We start from the raw sequence: 21,246 nt of genomic DNA on the forward strand, positions 1-21,246 counted from the left end.
ATTTCGTCCTGGGAATCTCACTTTCTCCTCACAATCGTGCGCCCGGGCGAGAGCCACGGCCCGTTCTGCACACGGGGCGAGCCAAGGGGAGTTTCCACACCCGAGAACACCGCGCTAAATGAGCGGATGCCGGCCGCGACACTGGCCGCATGGACCTCGGCATCTGGCTCACCAAGCACGACGGGATCGCGCACACCCACCAGGCCCTCCGCGCGGGCTTCACCCACTTTGCGATCAGGCAGAACGTTGCCGCAGGTGTGTGCACCCGCATCCGGCGCGATTGGCTGGCCCTGCCGATAGCCCCGCCGGACTTGCGCGCCGCGGCGGCGCTCGGCGGGCGGGTAGCGTGCCTCAGCGTCGCCAGGCGGCTCGAGCTGTGGCACCTTGCCGACGGGAGGAACCACGTCAGCATGCGAAAGAACGGGGCGGCTGCGGCATCCGACACCCTGCGGGTGCATTGGAGCGCCGCACCGGTACCGGTTGCCCGGTTCGCCCTCGTGGAACCGATCGAGAACGCCCTCGTGCATATCGCGGAGTGCCAACCCTTCGAAAATGCCCTCGTCGTGTGGGACTCCGCCCTCAACAAGAACCTCGTGACCCAGCAGTCGCTAGCACGCCTGCAACTTCGCGGTACTGCGGCCCGCGCCGTGCGCGACGTCGCGTCGGGATTGTCAGATTCAGGTCTGGAGACGCTGCCGGTGGCTCGGCTGGCGTTGGCGGGCATCCGGGTCAGCCAGCAAGTGATGTTCGGCGGCCATAAAGTGGACGGGCTCATCGGCGACCGGCTCGTTCTGCAGAGCGAAGGCTTCAGCTTCCACTCCTCGGCCGAGCAGCGTCGGGCGGACATCGCGCACGATCGCCGGCTGGCGTTGCTGGGCTACACAGTCTTGCGCTACGACTACCGGCAGATCCTGTTCGACTGGCCCCGGATCGAGGCCGAGATCCTCCGGGCGATGGCCCAAGGTCTGCACCTGTCGCCGGCGCAAGATAGGAGATAGTGAGATTATGAGGATGCTTTCGGCGATTTCGTCCTAGCAATCTCACTTTTGCCTCTCAAAGCAACCAGCGCCCCGGCGCAGTCCGAACGGGGGAGTAGCAGGGAAGTTGGGCGCGCTTGACCCGCAACCCCAGCGGGGTTAGCATTGACGGGTGTGCGCTTTGTCGTGCGCTTCAGTTATGCCGCTTCGTTGTTCCAACATCGGGTTGCACTTCAGTCGCCCCGACACTCCACGCAAACAGGGTTTGCTCTCCGAGCGGCCCCCACGGCATACCCACCAGAACGATCGAACGCGAGTTCGTGATGTCCGGAGGGTCCAGATGAACTCGATGAGCACTGTGAGGTGCGATTCGAATGCTTTGACATCAGTCAGCTGTCACCGTGCAGCAAAAACAAGGAGTTATTAGTGCCCACCATTCAGCAGTTGGTGCGAAAGGGACGCAGCCCCAAGGTCACCAAGACCAAGGCTCCCGCCCTGAAGTCCAACCCCCAGCAGCGCGGCGTTTGCACGCGCGTGTACACGACCACCCCGAAGAAGCCGAACTCGGCTCTCCGCAAGGTTGCTCGCGTCAAGCTGTCCAACGGTACCGAGGTCACCGCCTACATCCCCGGTGAAGGCCACAACCTGCAGGAGCACTCGATGGTGCTCGTTCGCGGCGGTCGTGTTAAGGACCTCCCCGGTGTTCGTTACAAGATCGTTCGTGGCGCCCTGGACACCCAGGCAGTCAAGAACCGCAAGCAGGCTCGTAGCCGCTACGGCGCCAAGATGGAGAAGAAGTAATGCCTCGTAAAGGCCCAGCGCCCAAGCGTCCCGTTATCGCTGACCCGGTATACGGCGCCCCCATTGTTAGCCAGCTGGTCAACAAGATCCTCCTCGACGGCAAGAAGGGCCTCGCCGAGCGCATCGTTTACGATGCACTCGAAGGCGTTGTTGCCAAGAACGGTGCGGATGCTGTTGTCACGCTGAAGAAGGCCCTCGACAACGTGCGCCCGACCCTCGAGGTGCGTTCGCGTCGCGTCGGTGGTTCCACCTACCAGGTGCCCGTCGAAGTCAAGCCGCACCGTGCGAACACCCTCGCGCTGCGTTGGTTGACCAGCTACGCCAAGGCGCGTCGCGAGAAGACCATGACCGAGCGTCTCACCAACGAGATCCTCGACGCGTCCAACGGCCTCGGCGCCGCAGTGAAGCGTCGTGAGGACACTCACAAGATGGCTGAAGCGAACAAGGCTTTCGCTCACTACCGCTGGTAGTCGCTACTCGCTGGCCGAGCTTGTCGAGACCTCGTCTCAACAAGCTCGGCCGGCGGTGCAGGCTGGTCCTGCAGCAAGCCTGTTCAACCTCATCTTTCACAACACTTCCGGAGGACACCCGTGGCACTTGACGTGCTCACCGACCTGAGCAAGGTCCGCAACATCGGCATCATGGCCCACATTGATGCTGGCAAGACCACCACGACCGAGCGCATCCTGTTCTACACGGGTGTGAACCACAAGATCGGTGAGACGCACGATGGCGCCTCCACGATGGACTGGATGGCACAGGAGCAGGAACGTGGCATCACGATCACGTCCGCTGCAACGACGTGCTTCTGGGCCGGCAACCAGATCAACATCATCGACACCCCCGGCCACGTGGACTTCACCGTCGAGGTGGAGCGTTCGCTCCGCGTTCTCGACGGCGCTGTCGCCGTGTTCGACGGCAAGGAGGGCGTTGAGCCCCAGTCCGAGACCGTCTGGCGCCAGGCCGACAAGTACGACGTGCCCCGCATTTGCTTCGTCAACAAGATGGACAAGCTCGGCGCCGACTTCTACTACACCGTCGACACCATCATCAAGCGCCTCGGCGCGAAGCCGCTGGTCATCCAGCTGCCGATCGGTGAAGAGTCGAACTTCGAAGGCGTCGTCGACCTCGTCGAGATGCGTGCACTGACCTGGCGCGGCGACTCCAAGGGTGACGTCGAGATGGGCTCCAAGTACGCCATCGAAGAGATCCCCGCCGACCTCGTCGAGAAGGCTGCTGAGTACCGCAAGCTGCTCCTCGAGACCGTCGCCGAGACCGACGACGAGCTCATGGAGAAGTACTTCTCCGGCGAAGAGCTCACCGTGTCCGAGATCAAGCACGCGATCCGCAAGCTCACGGTCGCCAGCGAGATCTACCCGGTCCTCTGCGGTTCCGCGTTCAAGAACCGTGGTGTGCAGCCGATGCTGGATGCCGTTGTCGACTACCTGCCGACGCCGCTCGACGTTCCCGCCATCGAGGCGCACGACGCTCGCGACGAAGAAAAGGTCGTCATGCTGCACCCGAACGCTGACGAGCCCTTCGCGGCTCTGGCGTTCAAGGTCGCGGTGCACCCGTTCTTCGGTCGTCTCACCTACATCCGGGTGTACTCCGGTCGTATCGACTCCGGTGCCCAGATCATCAACTCCACCAAGGGCAAGAAGGAGCGCATCGGGAAGATCTTCCAGATGCACGCCAACAAGGAGAACCCGGTCGGTTTCGTTACCGCTGGTCACATCTACGCGGTCATCGGCCTCAAGGACACGACCACCGGCGACACCCTGTGCGACCCTGCTCAGCAGGTCGTACTCGAGTCGATGACGTTCCCTGACCCGGTTATCGAGGTTGCCATCGAGCCGAAGACCAAGCAGGACCAGGAAAAGCTGGGTCTCGCGATCCAGAAGCTGGCCGAAGAAGACCCCACTTTCCGTACCGAGCAGAACCAGGAAACTGGTCAGACGGTCATCAAGGGAATGGGCGAGCTTCACCTGGACATCCTCGTCGACCGCATGAAGCGTGAATTCAACGTTGAGGCGAACGTCGGCAAGCCCCAGGTTGCTTACCGCGAGACGATCAAGAAGGCCGTCGAGCGTCACGACTACACGCACAAGAAGCAGACCGGTGGATCCGGCCAGTTCGCGAAGATTCAGTTCGCGATCGAGCCGCTTGAAATCACTGCCGACCAGTCGTACGAGTTCGTGAACAAGGTCACCGGTGGACGTATCCCGCGTGAGTACATCCCTTCGGTTGACGCCGGAATCCAGGATGCCCTCAACGTGGGTGTGCTCGCCGGGTACCCGATGGTCGGCGTGCGCGCGCTGCTGCTTGATGGCGCCGCTCACGATGTCGACTCTTCGGAGATGGCGTTCAAGATTGCCGGTTCGATGGGCTTCAAGGAAGCCGTTCGTAAGGCAAACCCCGTTCTTCTCGAGCCGTTGATGGCCGTCGAGGTGCGCACCCCTGAGGAATACATGGGTGACGTCATCGGTGACCTCAACTCTCGTCGTGGCCAGATCCAGACCATGGAGGACGCACAGGGCGTGAAGGTTATTCGCGCTCACGTTCCGCTGTCGGAGATGTTCGGTTACATCGGCGACCTGAGGTCCAAGACCTCTGGCCGCGCGGTGTACTCGATGACCTTCGAGAGCTACCAGGAGGTCCCGAAGGCTGTTGCCGACGAGATCATCCAGAAGAACAAGGGCGAATAACCCACCGGCCTTCGGGCCGAATCGCTTAGGCCTCCTGGCCCGAGTAACATAAGTACACAAATCCAGCAGTTCCACCGGGCGTAAACCAACGTCCGGTGGAGCCGAGAGTCCTGAGGAGGACCCACAGTGGCCAAGGCCAAGTTCGAGCGGACCAAGCCGCACGTAAACATCGGAACGATCGGTCACGTTGACCACGGAAAGACCACGCTGACTGCAGCGATCTCCAAGGTCCTTGCCGACACGTACCCGTCCAAGACCAACGTTCAGCGCGACTTCGCGTCGATCGACTCTGCTCCGGAAGAACGCCAGCGCGGCATCACGATCAACATCTCGCATGTTGAGTACGAGACCGAGAAGCGTCACTACGCACACGTTGACGCTCCCGGCCACGCTGACTACATCAAGAACATGATCACCGGTGCTGCTCAGATGGACGGCGCGATCCTCGTGGTTGCCGCTACTGACGGCCCGATGGCTCAGACCCGTGAGCACGTTCTGCTCGCCAAGCAGGTCGGCGTGCCGTCCCTGCTCGTCGCGCTGAACAAGTCCGACGCTGTCGACGACGAAGAGATCCTTGAGCTCGTTGAGCTCGAGGTTCGCGAACTGCTCTCCAGCCAGGGCTTCGATGGCGACAACGCCCCCGTCGTTCAGGTTTCCGCCCTCAAGGCGCTCGAGGGTGACCCCAAGTGGGTTGCAAAGATCCTCGAGCTCATGCAGGCAGTGGACGACTACTTCCCGGAGCCCGTCCGCGACAAGGACAAGCCCTTCCTGATGCCGATCGAGGACGTCTTCACGATCACCGGTCGTGGAACCGTTGTCACCGGCCGCGCCGAGCGTGGAACCCTCAAGATCAACTCCGAGGTCGAGGTTGTCGGCATCCGCCCGACCATCAAGACCACGGTCACTGGTATCGAGATGTTCCACAAGCAGCTCGACGAGGCATGGGCCGGCGAGAACTGTGGTCTTCTTCTTCGTGGCACCAAGCGCGAAGACGTCGAGCGCGGCCAGGTTGTCGTCAAGCCGGGTTCGGTTACGCCGCACACCGACTTCGAGGGCACCGCGTACATCCTGTCAAAGGATGAGGGTGGGCGTCACAACCCGTTCTACGCGAACTACCGCCCGCAGTTCTACTTCCGCACCACCGACGTCACCGGCGTCATCACGCTGCCCGAGGGCACCGAGATGGTCATGCCCGGCGACACGGTTGAAATGACCGTCGCGCTGATCCAGCCGATCGCCATGGAAGAGGGCCTCGGCTTCGCTATCCGTGAAGGTGGCCGCACCGTCGGCGCCGGAACCGTCATCAAGGTTCTCAAGTAATTCAGTAACACCCACGGCATCTTCGTGATCGGGCCTCAAGCCCGCTGATCGAGCTTGTCGAGATCACAGGGTCGGTCCTTCGGGACCGGCCCTGTTGTCGTTAAGCGCCCATCCTCGTTATCCGGAGCCTGGGCCTCCCGGTTCCAGAAGTAGTCATCGACTGCGCGCAGTGACGGGCCCCTCCGCGGTGAACCGCAGCGGACCCGGTGGCCACGAGTGGGGTTTCGCCGTCGGCGCGTTCCGACTATGGCGGGACTGCATATCTTCGGCGTCGGGAGGTGGCCTTGATCTACTTCGGGATCGCGAGCGCAGCGCTGGTGCGGGTGACCTTGCTGTACCCGGTCTTCTTGCCAGTCGTCGTAACGGTGAGCATGGTGCCGGCGTCTGCGGCGGACGCGGTGTAGGCCGACTGGGTCGCGCCGGCGATCGGCTTTCCATTTCGCAGCCATTGGTAGGTCAGCGTGGAGGGTTTGGGCGACCACGCGCCCGCCGTCGCCGTGATCGTCTTGCCGACCTTGGCGGTGCCGCTGATTTTAGGTTGGGGGGGCGGCGGCCCAAGCGTAGGAAGCGCTCAGCGTGTACGCCTGGCCCCAGCTGGGCCTACTGCTGTAGCCGAGAACGCGAATGAAGATGCGGCCCTTGGGAACCGTGATGGTCTGTCCTCTGAGCCAAGTTCCGTTCGCCGCACCCGCGCCATTGCCGATAAGTGTGTAGGAGTAGAGCGCACTCCCAGCAGGGCTGTAGACCTTCACCTCGTAGGCTTTCTCGCTGCCGAGGCCGGCTGGGAAGGTGAAGTTGATGACGAGGTTGGTGGCCGCGGCAACGTTGATGGCGTAGTAGTCGCTGTCGGAAGAGGAACTGCCGAGCAGTGTGGAGGCCGTGACGGTAGTGCCTAGGGGGAGGGTGTCGGCGGTTGCTGTGGAGTCGTTGAATTCGGTCTCGACGATGCCCGGGGTGGCTTTGACGGTGAGCTGGTAGGCCTTGCCCCAGGAGGGGCGGCTGCTGTATCCCTGCACCCGGACGTAGAGCAGTCCCTTGGGCGTGAACGTCGCTTGCGAGTTCAGCCAGGCGCCGTCGTTCTGGTCGCCGGCGATCTGATAGTCGTAGAGGACCTTGCCCGCGGAGGTGTATACCGTGACGTTGTAGGCGGTGTCGGCGCCGAGCCCTGACGGGAATCTGAGGTTGATGCCGAGGCGGCCATCGGACGGGACGTTGATGGCGTAGTAGTCGCCGTCCGCGGAGGTACTGCCCAGCAGTGTGGAGGCCGTGACGGTAGTGCCTAGGGGGAGGGCGTCGGCAGTTGCTGTGGAGTCGTTGAATTCGGTCTCGACGATGCCCGGGGTGGCCTTGACGGTGAGTTGGTAGGCCTTGCCCCAGGAGGGGCGGCCGCTGTATCCCTGCACCCGGACGTAGAGCAGTCCCTTGGGCGTGAACGTCGCTTGCGAGCTCAGCCAGGTGCCGTCGTTCTGGTCACCGGCGATATCGAAGTCGTACAGCACCTTGCCGCCGGAGGTATACACCGTCAGGTTGTAGGCGGTGTCGGCGCCCAGACCCGTCGGGAATCTGAGGTTGACGCCGAGGCGGCTATCGGACGGGACGTTGACGGCGTAGTAGTCGCTATCGCTCGACGAGTTGGCGACCGATGTGGACCCGGTGATGGTTGTGCCGACCGGCACCACGTCGGCACTAGCCGTTGATCCGTTGGATTCGCTCTCGGTCATGGTTGCGGCATGCGCCGACTGGGTGCCCAACGTCACCAGGAAAACCGTGAGTAGAACGGCGGAGAGCATCATCGCAACTGCGCGAGGCCTGACTGCGGTGAAGGTCTGGATGCGCATGCGAGATCTTCCCCATGTTCTCGCGCTTGCCGCGCGGTCTGTCCATGTCTGCACTGGCTATGCGCGACGGATACCCGCAAAGTAGCAGGCGCGCGTTCTCGGGTTCTGCCCCCGAATAGGGGCGATTAGCCGCCGGAGACACAGACGGCTCTCGGGCGAAGAGCCGGGGTATCGAACTGGTACTTGTAGCTGCTCACCCACCCCCCCCGAACTGGGCAGGTCTACTCTCCCCTCCGCCGCCTAGCCTGCAATACGCTGAGGCGCACGCGTTCGGCGCGGGCGGTCCGGAGTCCGTCCGGCTTCCACACTCGTAGAAGAGGTATTCCGTGGGTAAGACAGATTCTCTCCGGCGTCGTCGGCGGTTGAACGTCACAGCGATCACAGCTGCAATTGCGCTCGTACTCGGGTCAGCCCTCGCTGCAGAGCCGGCTTTTGCGTCAGCGGAGACGGCGGATGTGGTGATCACCCATCCCTCCATCGAAACTGTCGGTGGCTACGCGGTGCGATTGTCCTTCGACTACGCGCTCAACGTCGAGAGGCTGGGTGGCCCACCCGCGCAAGGATATGTCGCGCTCAGCAACGATGAATCGACCGGCTTCTACTACATTGACGTGAGCGGCAATGGCCACTTCTCGAAGGTCTTCACGTTCGCGGCGGTCCCCGGAACCTATGACGTCCTGTACTCGCCCTCTATCGACGGTGGTCCCGCCAGCGAGCACGGCATGCTGACCGGACCGTACTTTTTTGGTACGGGCAAGGTAACCCTGCCTGTGGTCTCTCCCATGGACCTCGCTCAGCCTAAGCTCGCCGGCACCGCTGCAGTGGGCAATGTGCTGATCGCATCGGCGCCCTCGAGTATCCCCGGGACGACATTGTCGTATCGGTGGATGCGCAACGGGGTCGTCATCACGCGCGCCACGCTGGCGACGTACACCCTTGTGCCGGCGGACTTGGGGGCCGCCATTACTGTGGCCGTCACCGCTTCGAAGAACGGCTACACGACGGTGACACGGACGTCCGCGAGAACCGCGGCCGTCGCGAAGGGCACCATCACCCCCGGCGCGCCCACTCTTACCGGGAAGCTGCTCGTTGGTTCCACGCTGACAGCAAATCCCGGTTCGTGGTCGCCCGTCCCTGACGGGTTCACGTTTCAATGGGCCCGCGGGGGAGTGGCTATCCCCGGCGCCGTCGGAAGGACATACGCGCTTGCCACCGGTGATCTGGCGAAGTCTCTGACGGTCACCGTCACAGGAAAGAAGTCGGGGTACGCTACGGTTGCGAAAACGTCGGCAGCATCGGCGTTGGTGAGAGGCACATTCACGCAAACGCCGGTGCCCGCTGTGTCCGGGGCGGCAAGAGTCGGCCAGACACTGTCCGTTGCCGTGGGCACCTGGTCGCCTGGACCGACTGGGGTCAGCTACCAATGGAATCGCGCCGGTAGGGCTATTGCAGGTGCCACCGCTCGCACCTACCTGGTGCGACCTACTGACGTTGATGCGTCGCTGACCGTCAGCGTGACCGGTACGAAGCCGTCCTACGCTGCTGTCACCAAGACATCCGCCGGCACGGGCAAGATCGTCGGTGTCGCATATGCCAATTGCGCGCTGTTGAACGCCGCCTATGCGCACGGCTTGGCTAAGGCCGGTGTGACGTATGACCGCGTCGCAGGCGTGAACCGTCCGTTCAAAGGCACCCCGTATTTCTCTTCCGCGGCTTACTTGCTGAACGTCGCTCGGGACGGCGACAAAGACGGCATCGCCTGCGAAAAGTGAATGCTGCCGGGCCGCGAGATGTGATCGCCGCGTATCTGCACGGATGAGAAGCCGGGCACCTACCGGTCGAGCAACGGCGGAAACACGTACTGCTGGTGGTCCACCCTGTCCGGGTTCTCGGGTTCGTATACGCAGACCAGAGCCTCTGGAATCGGTAAGGGCCCGCAGATAGTCACGATCACCTCATCAGCTGCCGGCTTTTCGACGAGCGGATGTGGGACGTGGAAGAGGATCGGCGGGTAGCGGCGTCCTGATCCGACGTTCATCTTCGCCGGAGGCCGCGGCATTGAGCCTGCTCAACGCGCGATCTAGGCTGGGAACACGCTTTTCTTCCCCCAGAACGGAGTCGCCCATGAACCTCAATGACATCACCCGCAAGGCCCAGGAGTTCCTCAAGACGGAAAAGGGCGAGAGCATCTCCGACAAGGTCCTCGACGGGGCAGCCGACGCAGCCAACAAGGTCACCGGCAACAAGCACGCCGACAAGATCCAGAGTGCCCGCGACACCGCCCACAAGCACCTGGGTCGTACCGACGGCGACGCCGGGCGCAGCACCTCGACTCCTGGCGCCAAGTAACCGCGCCGGGACGACCCGCCACGGCTCGAAAGCGCATGAGGAGGTCTGCTCCGCGCGATGCCTGACCGTCACGATGATCGGACAGACGAACGGCCAGGTCTCTGTGGAGACCTGGCCGTTCGTAGGTTGAATTGCAGATGGACTATCCGGTGCGATAAACAACGCCTCCGTGCGACGCAACCTGCACATTCCAACCGAAGTCATCGAGTGAGATGAAATTCGCCGCGTTCGTCGACGACGGTGGTAGTGGCTGCTGGAAATTAGGGTTCTTCTGATTCCACAGGGTCACGATCTCGCGGTGCTTCTCATATACCTGAGCACTGCCGAATATGACGACGCCGCCGCCAAAACGACCAAGAGCACCTGTTACTGAATTTCGATAGTACTGAGCCATTTCTCCTTCTTCCTCAGTGAAACTGGGGCCAGGTGAAGGGATTTCCCCTCCAACGAATTTAAGAAAATCGACGCGAGCGCCGCCCGCGGTGAGGCCGTGGACGTGCAGGTGAGTGTCGCCGCCGTAGTCGTCACCGTTAGCGGACGCTCCTGACTTACCCAGGACCTGGCCCGAGGAGTAGTGGCCGGCGGCGGAGAAGGCAGACATGTGCTGGTAGACGACCGCCACAAGATCTCCGCTCCCTTCCGGGGGATACGGCTCTGGCGAGATGAGACGCGCAACGGGCGTGTCCAGGCGCAGCACTGCACGGCGTCCGGCTGAGCCCACCCATCCTGCAGCGAACTCACCTGATCCACCGCTGATGCTGAGAGTTCCCGCTCCTGGAGCCGGAAGCGACGTGCCGTACGGAAGCGGGTAGTCGATCCCGCCTGCCGAGTATGACCCGTGCTGCCACCATGTGCCGTAGATCGGCCAGCCGTCGAACGGATTGTAAAGCGATCCTGCCGCGGCATTCGCCGGACTCGGCCTGAGAGCCAACGGAATCCCGGCCATCGCCATCGCCAGTGCGAACGCACCACCAGCCATGAAATGTCGCCGTTCGATCACTGGAATCAGTGGTACGTCGTTCGATGAACGTCCGTCGAGCTCTGGCCCGGAGCCAGTGGGCCCTGACGTTTTCGATGCATCAGCTTGTTCCATCTAGTGCCTCCCCCGCATCTTCTGGTTCAGTCAACATATCGGGCGAGCGACGGCGAATACAAGGGTCGGATCGCATCTTGATCGGTTTTCCGTCGACGGTGTGCGGCGGGCTTGTCTCGCGATGCTCAGTGAGGAGATATTCCGCGGAATGACGCGGATCTCAGCGACACGCCCAACGCGACACGCCCGGGTTGCACAATGACCTATTCCTGTGGCAGACTCTTCTAGTTCAACACTTTCGGATCGCGCTGCTCGCGAGACCGGAATCACTACCAGGCAGTGCATAGCTCGCCCCTTGAGGGTCGGAGTTAGGCCGCGGGTAGCAGAACGAAGCTTAAATCAACTTCCAGGATGCGTGGGTAAAACCATGTCATCCGTCAGGCCTGGCCTGAGGGAGTTGGGTCGAGAGAGTCGGATCCCCGGCTGGATCGAAATTGACAGATGAACAGTGGTGCGATAGCAGCAGTGCTACTACGGCGTCCAATGCAACCCTCGGGATGTAAGAAGCCTTGACAAGAAAGAGAGTTCGACATGGCGGGACAGAAGATCCGCATTCGACTTAAGTCGTATGACCACGAGGTCATCGACATCTCGGCGCGCAAGATCGTCGACACCGTGACCCGTGCGGGCGCGACCGTCGTCGGCCCCGTGCCGCTTCCGACCGAGAAGAACGTGGTGTGTGTCATCCGTTCCCCTCACAAGTACAAGGACAGCCGGGAGCACTTTGAAATGCGCACCCACAAGCGTCTGATCGACATCATTGACCCGACGCCGAAGGCCGTCGACTCGCTCATGCGTCTCGACCTCCCGGCCGACGTCAACATCGAGATCAAGCTCTAGGGCCCGCGATGTCGTACGCAGATACCAAGACCACCAAGGGCCTCCTCGGCAAGAAGCTCGGCATGACTCAGGTGTGGGACGAGAACAACAAGCTTGTTCCCGTTACCGTCATCGAGATCGCGCCGAACGTCGTCACCCAGATCCGCACGAAGGACATCGACGGCTACGCCGGCGTCCAGATTGCTTCTGGCGCCATCGACCCCCGCAAGGTGAACAAGCCGTCCGCAGGACACTTCGAGAAGGCCGGCGTCACGCCGCGCCGTCACGTTACCGAGCTCCGCACCGCGGATGCCGCTGACTACACCCTGGGCCAGGAGCTCACCGTTGACGGTGTGTTCGTTGCTGGCACCAAGGTCGACGTCATGGGCACCTCCAAGGGCAAGGGCTTCGCCGGTGTTATGAAGCGTCACAACTTCAAGGGTGTTTCCGCTTCGCACGGTTCACACCGCAACCACCGCAAGCCCGGTTCCATCGGTGCCTCCTCGACCCCCAGCCGTGTCTTCAAGGGCATGCGCATGGCCGGTCGTATGGGTGGCGAGCGCGTGACCGTGCTGAACCTCAAGGTTCACGCGATCGACGCCGACAAGGGCCTCATCCTGGTCAAGGGTGCCGTTCCCGGCGCCAAGGGCCGCCTCGTATTCGTCCGCACCGCAGTGAAGGGAGCGTAGTTCTTATGGCTACCGCACTCGACCTCATCGACGCCACCGGCAAGAAGGCCGGCTCCGTTGAGCTGCCCGCCGAGATCTTCGACGTCCAGACCAACATCCCGCTGATCCACCAGGTCGTTGTCGCGCAGCTCGCTGCCGCTCGTCAGGGTACGCACAAGGTCAAGGGCCGCGGCGAAGTTTCCGGCGCCGGCCGCAAGCCGTTCAAGCAGAAGGGAACCGGTCGCGCTCGTCAGGGCTCGATCCGCGCCCCTCAGATGACCGGTGGTGGCATCGTCCACGGACCGACCCCGCGCAGCTACGACCAGCGCACCCCGAAGAAGATGATTGCCGCCGCGCTCAAGGGTTCACTCTCTGACCGCGCCCGTGGCGACCGTCTGCACGTGGTGACCGCGCTGTTCTCGGCCGAGACGCCCAGCACCAAGGGCGCCATCACGCTGCTCACCCAGATCGCCAGCAGCAAGCACGTGCTGGTCGTTCTCGAGCGCACCGACGAGCTGACTCTCCGCAGCATCCGCAACCTCCCGACGGTGCACGTGCTGTCCTGGGACCAGCTGAATGCCTATGACGTTCTCGTCTCTGACGACATCGTCTTCACCAAGGGCGCGTTTGACGCGTTCGTGGCGCACAAGACCAAGAAGGAAGAGGTGTCCGCATAATGGCTACCCCCACTCAAAAGGACCCCCGCGACGTCATCATCGCTCCGGTCGTCTCTGAGAAGAGCTACGGCCTGATCGACGAAGGCAAGTACACCTTCATCGTGGACCCGCGTTCGAACAAGACCGAAATCAAGCTGGCGATCGAGAAGATCTTCAAGGTTGAGGTTGCTTCGATCAACACCATGAACCGCATCGGCAAGACTCGCCGTACGAAGTTCGGTCTTGGCAAGCGCAAGGACACCAAGCGTGCGATCGTCACGCTCAAGTCCGGTTCCATCGACATCTTCACGGCCGTCGGCTAAGCGGCCAGGACTAGAGGAATAAGAAATGGCTATTCGTAAGTACAAGCCCACGACCCCCGGTCGTCGCGGTTCATCTGTTGCGGACTTCGCAGAGATCACCCGTTCGACGCCCGAGAAGTCGCTGCTTCGTCCGCTGTCCAAGACCGGTGGTCGTAACAACCAGGGTCGCATCACGACGCGTCACATCGGTGGTGGCCACAAGCGCCAGTACCGTGTCATCGACTTCCGTCGTAACGACAAGGACGGCGTCAACGCCAAGGTCGCTCACATCGAGTACGACCCCAACCGCACGGCGCGCATCGCGCTGCTGCACTTCCTGGACGGCTCCAAGCGCTACATCATTGCGCCGAACAAGCTGAACCAGGGCGACATCGTCGAGTCGGGTGCCGGTGCTGACATCAAGCCCGGCAACAACCTGCCGCTGAAGAACATCCCCACCGGTACCATCATTCACGCCATCGAGATCCGTCCGGGTGGTGGCGCCAAGCTGGCCCGCTCCGCCGGAGTGTCGGTTCGCCTGGTCGCGAAGGATGGCATCTACGCCCAGCTGCGCCTGCCGTCCGGAGAAATCCGTAACGTCGACGCCCGCTGCCGCGCCACGATCGGTGAGGTCGGTAACGCCGAGCAGTCGAACATCAACTGGGGCAAGGCCGGCCGGATGCGCTGGAAAGGCGTTCGCCCGACCGTTCGTGGTGTTGCCATGAACCCGGTCGACCACCCGCACGGTGGTGGTGAGGGTAAGACGTCCGGTGGACGTCACCCCGTCAGCCCCTGGGGCCAGAAGGAAGGGCGCACCCGCCACCCGAACAAGGAAAGCGACAAGCTCATTGTTCGTCGCCGTACCGTCGGCAAGAAGCGTAAGTAGGAGTAGACGATGCCAAGAAGTCTTAAGAAGGGCCCCTTCGTTGACGACCACCTGCTTCGCAAGGTTGTCAAGGCGAATGAAGCCTCAAGCAAGAACGTAATCAAGACCTGGTCGCGCCGTTCGATGATCATCCCCGACATGCTCGGGCACACCATCGCGGTTCACGACGGTCGCAAGCACATCCCGGTGTTCGTCACCGAGAGCATGGTGGGACACAAGCTCGGCGAGTTTGCCCCCACCCGCACCTTCCGTGGTCACGTGAAGGATGACAAGAAGGGTCGTCGCCGCTAACGCGGTGACGTGAAGGAGGAGAAATGGTGGAGTCGATCGCACGCGTGCGTCACATCCGCGTTACCGCCCAGAAGGCCCGTCGCGTTGTCAACCTGATTCGTGGCAAGCAGGCGCATGAAGCGCTGGGAATTCTGAAGTTCGCGCCGCAGGGCGCGTCCGACCCCGTGTACAAGCTGGTCGAATCGGCCATCGCGAACGCCCGGGTCAAGGCAGATGCAGCGAACGAGTTCCTGGACGAACAGGATCTGTTCATCTCCCAGGCATTCGTCGATGAGGGCACGACCCTCAAGCGTTTCCAGGCCCGCGCACAGGGTCGCGCATTCCAGATCAAGAAGCGTACGAGCCACATCACTGTTGTGCTCGCCACTCCTGAGGAGGGTACGAAGTAATGGGTCAGAAAGTAAACCCGTATGGCTTCCGTCTGGGAATCACGACCGACCACGTGTCGCGTTGGTTCTCTGACAGCACGAAGCCGGGCCAGCGTTACAGCGACTTCGTCGCTGAAGACGTCAAGATCCGCCGCCTGTTGAGCACCAGCCTCGACCGCGCCGGCGTGTCCCGCATCGAGATCGAGCGCACCCGCGATCGTGTCCGTGTCGACATTCACACCGCCCGTCCGGGCATCGTGATCGGTCGTCGCGGCGCGGAAGCAGAGCGCATCCGGTCCGACCTTGAAAAGCTCACCGCCAAGCAGATCCAGCTGAACATCCTCGAGGTCAAGAACCCCGAGCAGGATGCACAGCTCGTCGCGCAGGGCATCGCAGAGCAGCTCTCCGCTCGTGTGGCTTTCCGCCGCGCGATGCGCAAGGGCCTGCAGGGCGCCCAGCGCGCCGGCGCCAAGGGTGTTCGCATCCAGGTGTCCGGTCGTCTCGGTGGCGCTGAGATGAGCCGTTCGGAGTTCTACCGCGAAGGCCGTGTGCCGCTGCACACCCTGCGCGCGAACATCGACTACGGCTTCTACGAAGCCAAGACCACCTTCGGCCGTATCGGCGTGAAGGTCTGGATCTACAAGGGCGACATCACCAACAAGGAACTCGCTCGTGAGCAGGCCAACGCTAAGTCGTCCCGCCCCGAGCGTCGTGACGACCGTCCCCGCCGTGCGCCTCGCGCAGAAGGCGCGGCTCCGGTTGCAGCAGGAGTTGAGGCTAAATAATGTTGATTCCCCGCAGAGTCAAGCACCGTAAGCAGCACCACCCCGGCCGTACCGGCCACGCAACCGGTGGTACCACTGTTTCGTTCGGCGAGTATGGCATTCAGGCCCTTACCCCCGCTTACGTGACCAACCGTCAGATCGAGTCCGCTCGTATCGCCATGACGCGTCACATCAAGCGTGGCGGCAAGGTCTGGATCAACATCTACCCGGACCGCCCGCTCACCAAGAAGCCGGCCGAAACCCGCATGGGTTCCGGTAAGGGTTCCGTCGAGTGGTGGGTCGCGAACGTCAAGCCGGGCCGCGTGCTCTTCGAGCTTTCCGGTGTCTCTGACACCGTTGCTCGCGAAGCGCTCACCCGCGCAATTCACAAGCTGCCCCTCAAGGCACGCATCATCAAGCGCGAGGAGGGCGACGCATAATGGCGATCGGATCCAAGGAGCTCGCCTCAGTCGAGCTCGACACCTTTGAAAACGAACGACTGTTCGACGAGCTGAAGAAGGCCAAGGAAGAGCTGTTCAACCTGCGCTTCCAGTCGGCCACCGGCCAGCTCGAAAGCCACGGCCGCCTCCGCGCGGTCAAGCGGGACATTGCACGCATCTACACGGTTCTCCGTGAGCGCGAGCTGGGCATTCGTGCCACTCCCGTCGCAGTCGAGGCTCCGGCCAAGGCTGAGAAGAAGACGACCAAGAAGGCCAAGGCCAAGGACGCATCCACGGATGCTCCCGAGGCTGACGCCGTCGAGACGAAGGAGGCCTAATCATGGCGAAGACTGACGAAACGGTCGTCCCCGCCGAGGCTCTCGTGCGCGGCTACCGCAAGACGCTGCGTGGTTACGTGACCAGCGACAAGATGGATAAGACCATCGTTGTCGAGGTCGAAGACCGCGTGAAGCACCCCCTGTACGGCAAGGTCATCCGCCGTACGTCCAAGCTGAAGGTTCACGACGCGGAGAACACCGCCGGCGTCGGCGACCTGGTCCTGATCAGTGAAACTCGCCCGCTGAGCGCCACCAAGCGCTTCCGCCTGGTCGAGATTCTCGAGAAGGCCAAGTAAGCGCTCGCGCTTACTTGATAGAAGGAGTTAGAAAGTGCTTCAGCAAGAATCACGACTCAAAGTTGCCGACAACACCGGTGCCAAGGTCCTGTTGACGATCCGTGTTCTCGGTGGCTCCGGCCGTCGTTACGCCGGACTGGGCGACGTCATCGTCGCCACCGTCAAGGACGCCATCCCGGGCGGCAACGTCAAGAAGGGTGACGTCGTCAAAGCCGTCATCGTTCGCGTCAAAAAGCAGACCCGTCGTCCAGACGGCTCGTACATCAAGTTCGATGAGAACGCCGCAGTGATCTTGAAGGCTGACGGAGACCCCCGTGGTACCCGTATCTTCGGACCGGTCGGTCGCGAACTCCGCGACAAGAAGTTCATGAAGATCATTTCGTTGGCACCGGAGGTTATCTAAATCATGGCCAGAATCAAGAAGGGTGACCTCGTAGAGGTCATCACCGGCCGCACCCAGGCTCGCGGCGGAGACCGTGGCAAGCAGGGTCGTGTGCTCGAGGTACAGGTTGAGAAGAACCGTGTTCTCGTCGAAGGCATCAACTTCGTCAAGAAGCACGTTCGTGTCGGCCAGACCCAGCGCGGCTCCAAGACCGGCGGCATCGAGACCGTGGAAGCATCGATTCACGCTTCCAACGTCGCGCTGGTCGACCCGGAGACCAAGAAGCCGACCAAGGTCGGATTCCGCCTCGAAGAGGTAACGAAGGACGGCGTCACCAAGACGGTCCGCGTTCGTTACGCCAAGAAGTCAGGTAAGGACCTCTAATGACTGACATCGCAACCGACGCAAAGCCCGTCGTCCTGCCGCGTCTGAAGCAGAAGTACCGCGACGAGATCTCCAAGCAGCTCGCCACGGAACTCGGCTTCACCAACGTCCACCAGGTGCCCAACCTGACGAAGATCATCGTCAACATGGGTGTCGGCGAGGCAGCACGCGACGGCAAGATCATGGATGGCGCCGTCGCCGACCTCACCAAGATCACCGGCCAGAAGCCGCAGGTCACCAAGGCACGCAAGTCCATCGCGCAGTTCAAACTGCGTGAAGGACAGCCCATTGGCACGCACGTCACCCTTCGTGGCGACCGCATGTGGGAGTTCCTCGACCGGCTGCTCAGCCTCGCACTGCCCCGAATCCGCGACTTCCGCGGTCTCTCGGACAAGCAGTTCGACGGCGCCGGCAACTACACGTTCGGCCTCACGGAGCAGGTTATGTTCCACGAGATCGACCAGGACCGGATCGACCGTGTTCGCGGTATGGACATCACTGTTGTGACGACCGCCAAGAACAACGACGAGGGTCGCGCGCTGCTCAAGGCGCTCGGCTTCCCGTTCAAGACGGCCGAGAACTCCTAAAAAGTTTCACCCCCGGGGGCCGGACAACCGTTCGGCCCCCTCCACCACCACAGGTCGTCATCCGCGTAACGGGTGAACGAAACCAGGCGAGAAAGGCACCACAAAATGACAATGACAGATCCGGTCGCAGATATGCTGACCAGACTGCGCAACGCTAACTCGGCGTACCACGACACAGTGTCGATGCCGCACAGCAAGCTCAAGGCGCACATCGCAGACATCCTCAAGGCACAGGGTTACATCTCTGCCTGGGATGTCAAGGATGCAGAGGTCGGAAAGACCCTCACGCTGAACCTCAAGTTCGGCCCCAACCGCGAGCGTTCCATCGTCGGCATCAAGCGGGTTTCCAAGCCCGGCCTGCGCGTGTACGCAAAGTCGACTGAGATCCCCACGGTTCTCGGCGGCCTCGGCGTTGCCATCCTGTCCACCTCCAGCGGTCTGCTCACCGACCGCCAGGCTGAGAAGAAGGGCGTAGGCGGAGAAGTTCTCGCCTACGTGTGGTAGCCGACAATGTCACGTATTGGAAGACTTCCGATCGAGATCCCCGCGGGTGTCACGGTCGAAGCTAACGGCCAGGCCGTTAGCGTCAAGGGTCCGAAGGGCGAGCTTGCGCTCACCGTCGCGAACCCGATCGAGGTTCAGATCGTCGATGGCCAGGTTCTGGTCACTCGTCCCGACGACGAGCGCGCTTCGCGTTCGCTGCACGGACTGACCCGTACCCTGATCGCCAACCAGATCATCGGCGTCACCGTGGGTTACACCAAGGGACTCGAGATCGTCGGTACCGGTTACCGCGTCGCGCAGAAGGGCACCTCCGTTGAGTTCGCCCTCGGCTTCTCGCACCCGGTCCTCATCGAGCCGCCCGTTGGTATCTCCCTGACCGTCGAGGGCGTCAACAAGCTCACGGTCAGCGGTATCGACAAGCAGGCCGTCGGCGAGGTTGCCGCAAACATCCGTAAGATTCGCAAGCCTGAGCCCTACAAGGGCAAGGGTGTGCGTTACGCCGGCGAGATTGTTCGCCGCAAGGCCGGAAAGAGTGGTAAGTAACCATGGGTCTCGGAACTAGAGGAAAAAGCAAGTCGGCTGCCCGCGGACGCAGGCACGCACGTCTTCGCAAGAAGATCGAGGGGACCGCGCTTCGTCCGCGTCTCGTCGTCACCCGTTCGGCTCGCCACGTATTCGTGCAGGTCGTTGACGACAGCAAGGGTTTCACCCTCGCGTCGGCGTCGACTCTCGAAACTGACATGCGCACCTTCGATGGTGACAAGACCGCCAAGGCCCTCAAGGTCGGCGAGCTCGTCGCAGAGCGTGCGAAGGCTGCCGGCATTGAAGCAGTCGTATTTGACCGTGGTGGCAGCAAGTACGCAGGACGCGTCGCAGCCATCGCCGAAGGAGCTCGAAAGGGAGGGTTGGACCTGTGAGCACTGAATCCAGCAGCACAGCAGCAGCGAAAGAAGCAGACGTCGTCACTGAAGTTCCGGTGGAGACCGCAGCTTCGACTACGCCGCCGCAGAACGAGCCCCGCGAGGCTCGTCGTGGTGGCCGTGAGCGCAGCCCGAACCGTGAGCGCGGAAGCCGTGACGCCGAGAAGAGCCAGTTCCTCGAGCGCGTCGTCACGATCAACCGTGTTTCCAAGGTGGTCAAGGGTGGTCGTCGCTTCAGCTTCACCGCTCTGGTCGTCGTCGGAGACGGTAACGGCCTGGTAGGCGTTGGTTACGGTAAGGCCCGCGAGGTCCCGACCGCAATCAGCAAGGGCGTCGAGGAAGCGAAGAAGAACTTCTTCCGCGTTCCCCGCGTCGGCCTGACCATCCCGCACCCCGTTCAGGGTGAAGCCGCTGCCGGAGTCGTTCTTCTCCGTCCGGCCGCAGCAGGTACCGGCGTTATCGCCGGTGGCCCGGTGCGCGCCGTACTCGAATGCGCCGGCATCCACGACGTGCTGAGCAAGTCGCTCGGTTCGTCGAACACCATCAACATCGTGCACGCCACGGTGGAGGCCCTGCACCAGCTCGAAGAGCCGCGTGCGGTTGCGGCTCGCCGTGGCCTTTCCTACGAAGACGTGGCTCCGGCCCGTTTTCTGCGTGCCGATGCGGCTGCAGCAGCAGCCGCCGCAAGCGCGAAGGCAGGTGCCTAATGGCTCAGCTGAAGATTACGCAGATCAAGTCCAAAATTAGTGAGAAGCAGAACCAGCGCGACACGCTTCGCAGCCTGGGCCTGCGTCGCATTGGCGCCGTCACGATCCGCGAGGACAACTCGCAGAACCGTGGCTACGTCAACACCGTTGCTCACCTGGTGAAGGTCGAGGAGATTGACTAATGGCTGACGAGAAGGAAGCGACCGAGAAGGTCGCAACCAAGCCCGCCGCTAAGAAGGCCGCCGCCCCCAAGGCGACGACCACGAAGGCTGCTGCAGCCAAGGCTCCGGCCAAGACTGCTGCTGCCAAGAAGGCCGCCGCGCCGACTGAGCCCACTGAGGCCCGTCCGCAGGTGCTGAAGGTTCACCACCTTCGCCCCGCGCCCGGATCGAAGAAGGACAAGCAGCGCGTTGGCCGTGGTGAAGGATCCAAGGGTAAGACCGCGGGTCGTGGCACCAAGGGCACCAAGGCACGCTACACCGTGCGTATCGGCTTCGAGGGTGGGCAGATGCCGCTGCACATGCGCACCCCGAAGCTGCGCGGGTTCAAGAACCCGTTCCGCGTGGAGTACCAGGTTGTAAACCTGGAACGCCTGGCCGAGCTGTACCCGACCGGCGGCGATGTAACCATCGAATCGCTGGTCGCCAAGGGTGCTGTTCGTGACAACGAGAAGGTCAAGGTTCTCGGCAATGGTGACATTGCGGTTAAGCTGACTGTTGCAGTCGATAAGGTCTCCCGCTCAGCTGAGCAGAAGATCGTCGCAGCAGGTGGCTCGATCAAGTAGTAAGACCCGTAGACGAGATCGAGCTTGTCGAGCCTGCTCAGCGACTAATGCGCTGACGCTGTCTCGG

The 21,246-nt window shown here is 62.3% G+C and carries 30 protein-coding genes; 28 read left to right on the top strand and 2 right to left on the bottom strand.

All coding sequences use genetic code 11. The features are described from left to right. The first annotated feature begins 149 nt into the window (after positions 1-149). The 5 genes from DOE79_RS15915 (at position 150) to tuf (ending at position 5,803) form a co-directional block, all read left to right on the top strand. A complete protein-coding gene (locus DOE79_RS15915) occupies positions 150-998 on the top strand; it encodes an endonuclease domain-containing protein (protein ID WP_120339354.1) in 849 nt (282 codons plus the stop codon). A gap of 405 nt (positions 999-1,403) precedes the next feature. Next, complete coding sequence (gene rpsL / locus DOE79_RS15920) at positions 1,404-1,778, top strand: 30S ribosomal protein S12 (RefSeq protein ID WP_055811472.1); 375 nt, start codon at positions 1,404-1,406, stop codon at positions 1,776-1,778. Continuing rightward, positions 1,778-2,248: a 30S ribosomal protein S7 gene (gene rpsG, locus DOE79_RS15925; protein ID WP_066597688.1), complete on the top strand. Its 471-nt coding sequence runs from the start codon at positions 1,778-1,780 to the stop codon at positions 2,246-2,248. The genes rpsL and rpsG overlap by 1 nt, the downstream gene beginning before the upstream one ends. Before the next feature lie 120 nt (positions 2,249-2,368). Further along, positions 2,369-4,483 (top strand): elongation factor G, encoded by a 2,115-nt coding sequence (fusA, locus tag DOE79_RS15930; protein ID WP_120339355.1) that lies wholly within the window; start codon positions 2,369-2,371, stop codon positions 4,481-4,483. A 126-nt stretch (positions 4,484-4,609) separates the two neighbouring features. Then, a complete protein-coding gene (gene tuf / locus DOE79_RS15935; protein ID WP_066597682.1) occupies positions 4,610-5,803 on the top strand; it encodes an elongation factor Tu in 1,194 nt (397 codons plus the stop codon). Positions 5,804-6,336: 533 nt separating this feature from the next. Here the strand turns inward: tuf and DOE79_RS15940 are convergent. Next, complete coding sequence (locus tag DOE79_RS15940) at positions 6,337-7,641, bottom strand: hypothetical protein (protein ID WP_120339356.1); 1,305 nt, start codon at positions 7,639-7,641, stop codon at positions 6,337-6,339. Positions 7,642-8,096: 455 nt separating this feature from the next. Between DOE79_RS15940 and DOE79_RS15945 the strand changes: the two genes are divergently transcribed. From DOE79_RS15945 to DOE79_RS15950, 3 genes are all read left to right on the top strand, one after another. Beyond that, the gene (locus DOE79_RS15945; protein WP_120339357.1) at positions 8,097-9,413 is read left to right on the top strand and encodes an excalibur calcium-binding domain-containing protein; all 1,317 of its coding nucleotides are present in this window, start codon (positions 8,097-8,099) and stop codon (positions 9,411-9,413) included. Between the two features lie 33 nt (positions 9,414-9,446). Beyond that, positions 9,447-9,656: an Rv1352/Rv1906c domain-containing protein gene (locus DOE79_RS21210; protein WP_484066189.1), complete on the top strand. Its 210-nt coding sequence runs from the start codon at positions 9,447-9,449 to the stop codon at positions 9,654-9,656. 109 nt (positions 9,657-9,765) lie between these two features. After that, positions 9,766-9,990: an antitoxin gene (locus DOE79_RS15950; protein ID WP_120339358.1), complete on the top strand. Its 225-nt coding sequence runs from the start codon at positions 9,766-9,768 to the stop codon at positions 9,988-9,990. A 142-nt stretch (positions 9,991-10,132) separates the two neighbouring features. Here DOE79_RS15950 and DOE79_RS20660 read toward each other — a convergent pair whose 3' ends face one another. After that, positions 10,133-11,083: a M23 family metallopeptidase gene (locus tag DOE79_RS20660; RefSeq protein WP_162942804.1), complete on the bottom strand. Its 951-nt coding sequence runs from the start codon at positions 11,081-11,083 to the stop codon at positions 10,133-10,135. Between the two features lie 531 nt (positions 11,084-11,614). On the opposite strand from DOE79_RS20660, the gene rpsJ reads away from it, so the two are divergent. The 20 genes from rpsJ (at position 11,615) to rplO (ending at position 21,179) form a co-directional block, all read left to right on the top strand. Continuing rightward, entirely contained in the window at positions 11,615-11,923 is a 309-nt protein-coding gene (rpsJ, locus tag DOE79_RS15955) for a 30S ribosomal protein S10 (protein WP_035834607.1), read from the top strand. Between the two features lie 8 nt (positions 11,924-11,931). Further along, positions 11,932-12,591, top strand: a complete 660-nt coding sequence (gene rplC / locus DOE79_RS15960; protein WP_066597637.1) for a 50S ribosomal protein L3 — start codon at positions 11,932-11,934, stop codon at positions 12,589-12,591. 5 nt (positions 12,592-12,596) lie between these two features. Then, on the top strand, positions 12,597-13,247 hold the full coding sequence (gene rplD / locus DOE79_RS15965; protein WP_120339359.1) for a 50S ribosomal protein L4: 651 nt from the start codon (positions 12,597-12,599) through the stop codon (positions 13,245-13,247). After that, positions 13,247-13,549, top strand: a complete 303-nt coding sequence (gene rplW, locus DOE79_RS15970; protein WP_066597633.1) for a 50S ribosomal protein L23 — start codon at positions 13,247-13,249, stop codon at positions 13,547-13,549. The genes rplD and rplW overlap by 1 nt, the downstream gene beginning before the upstream one ends. Before the next feature lie 25 nt (positions 13,550-13,574). Continuing rightward, positions 13,575-14,414, top strand: coding sequence for a 50S ribosomal protein L2 (gene rplB, locus DOE79_RS15975; protein WP_110128309.1), 840 nt, complete (start codon positions 13,575-13,577; stop codon positions 14,412-14,414). A 9-nt stretch (positions 14,415-14,423) separates the two neighbouring features. After that, entirely contained in the window at positions 14,424-14,705 is a 282-nt protein-coding gene (gene rpsS, locus DOE79_RS15980; protein WP_066597628.1) for a 30S ribosomal protein S19, read from the top strand. A 23-nt stretch (positions 14,706-14,728) separates the two neighbouring features. Next, on the top strand, positions 14,729-15,094 hold the full coding sequence (rplV, locus tag DOE79_RS15985) for a 50S ribosomal protein L22 (RefSeq protein ID WP_066597626.1): 366 nt from the start codon (positions 14,729-14,731) through the stop codon (positions 15,092-15,094). Beyond that, positions 15,094-15,858 (top strand): 30S ribosomal protein S3, encoded by a 765-nt coding sequence (gene rpsC / locus DOE79_RS15990; RefSeq protein ID WP_066597624.1) that lies wholly within the window; start codon positions 15,094-15,096, stop codon positions 15,856-15,858. The genes rplV and rpsC overlap by 1 nt, the downstream gene beginning before the upstream one ends. Further along, a complete protein-coding gene (rplP, locus tag DOE79_RS15995; RefSeq protein ID WP_066597622.1) occupies positions 15,858-16,277 on the top strand; it encodes a 50S ribosomal protein L16 in 420 nt (139 codons plus the stop codon). The genes rpsC and rplP overlap by 1 nt, the downstream gene beginning before the upstream one ends. After that, complete coding sequence (gene rpmC / locus DOE79_RS21070; RefSeq protein WP_066597620.1) at positions 16,277-16,615, top strand: 50S ribosomal protein L29; 339 nt, start codon at positions 16,277-16,279, stop codon at positions 16,613-16,615. Before rplP ends, rpmC begins: the two co-directional genes overlap by 1 nt. Positions 16,616-16,617: 2 nt before the next feature. Then, entirely contained in the window at positions 16,618-16,911 is a 294-nt protein-coding gene (rpsQ, locus tag DOE79_RS16005; protein WP_066597618.1) for a 30S ribosomal protein S17, read from the top strand. Between the two features lie 34 nt (positions 16,912-16,945). Beyond that, on the top strand, positions 16,946-17,314 hold the full coding sequence (gene rplN / locus DOE79_RS16010; protein WP_066597616.1) for a 50S ribosomal protein L14: 369 nt from the start codon (positions 16,946-16,948) through the stop codon (positions 17,312-17,314). 3 nt (positions 17,315-17,317) lie between these two features. Then, positions 17,318-17,677 (top strand): 50S ribosomal protein L24, encoded by a 360-nt coding sequence (gene rplX / locus DOE79_RS16015; protein WP_066597614.1) that lies wholly within the window; start codon positions 17,318-17,320, stop codon positions 17,675-17,677. Next, positions 17,677-18,264, top strand: coding sequence for a 50S ribosomal protein L5 (gene rplE / locus DOE79_RS16020; protein WP_120339360.1), 588 nt, complete (start codon positions 17,677-17,679; stop codon positions 18,262-18,264). The genes rplX and rplE overlap by 1 nt, the downstream gene beginning before the upstream one ends. Before the next feature lie 105 nt (positions 18,265-18,369). Beyond that, complete coding sequence (rpsH, locus tag DOE79_RS16025) at positions 18,370-18,768, top strand: 30S ribosomal protein S8 (RefSeq protein WP_066597609.1); 399 nt, start codon at positions 18,370-18,372, stop codon at positions 18,766-18,768. A 6-nt stretch (positions 18,769-18,774) separates the two neighbouring features. After that, positions 18,775-19,311 carry a 50S ribosomal protein L6 gene (rplF, locus tag DOE79_RS16030; protein WP_066597607.1) on the top strand — a complete coding sequence of 179 codons (537 nt, stop codon included), beginning with the start codon at positions 18,775-18,777 and terminating at the stop codon, positions 19,309-19,311. A 2-nt stretch (positions 19,312-19,313) separates the two neighbouring features. After that, on the top strand, positions 19,314-19,685 hold the full coding sequence (gene rplR / locus DOE79_RS16035) for a 50S ribosomal protein L18 (protein ID WP_066597603.1): 372 nt from the start codon (positions 19,314-19,316) through the stop codon (positions 19,683-19,685). After that, entirely contained in the window at positions 19,682-20,395 is a 714-nt protein-coding gene (rpsE, locus tag DOE79_RS16040; protein ID WP_084021204.1) for a 30S ribosomal protein S5, read from the top strand. Before rplR ends, rpsE begins: the two co-directional genes overlap by 4 nt. Beyond that, positions 20,395-20,577, top strand: a complete 183-nt coding sequence (gene rpmD, locus DOE79_RS16045; RefSeq protein ID WP_066597599.1) for a 50S ribosomal protein L30 — start codon at positions 20,395-20,397, stop codon at positions 20,575-20,577. Before rpsE ends, rpmD begins: the two co-directional genes overlap by 1 nt. Next, on the top strand, positions 20,577-21,179 hold the full coding sequence (gene rplO / locus DOE79_RS16050; RefSeq protein ID WP_084021203.1) for a 50S ribosomal protein L15: 603 nt from the start codon (positions 20,577-20,579) through the stop codon (positions 21,177-21,179). Before rpmD ends, rplO begins: the two co-directional genes overlap by 1 nt. Positions 21,180-21,246 lie beyond the last annotated feature (67 nt).

The organism is Cryobacterium soli (assembly GCF_003611035.1).
Classification (GTDB): Bacteria; Actinomycetota; Actinomycetes; order Actinomycetales; family Microbacteriaceae; genus Cryobacterium; species Cryobacterium soli.